Below are 257 nucleotides of genomic sequence, written 5' to 3'. Positions count from 1 at the left end.
GCCGTGCCCGCACCCCCAGCCGTGGCTGGACGCCAACCCGCTCCGCTTCGCGCAGGATCATGGGTAATTCCGACAGTTTTTCGATCACCAGAAACACATGATGGCCCATTTTCTCTGCCATCAGCGCCAGCCGCACAAAATGCGCATCCTTGTAGCCGTTACACACAATCGTCGCCTTGATATCACGGGTTTGCGCCAGTACCGCAATCAGCTCCGGCTTGCTGCCGGCTTCCAGCCCGATCCGTTCGATGCCCGCC

Annotated in this window: 1 pseudogene; it reads right to left on the bottom strand. The window is 60.3% G+C overall.

Annotated elements, in window-relative coordinates:
• Nucleotides 1-257 (bottom strand): annotated as a pseudogene (locus Q4563_RS20940) (arginine decarboxylase); the annotation flags it as partial.

This window comes from Gilvimarinus sp. 1_MG-2023 (assembly GCF_030548285.1).
Note: the sequence above shows the minus strand (reverse complement) of the source record. Positions and strands in the feature narration are given on the sequence as shown.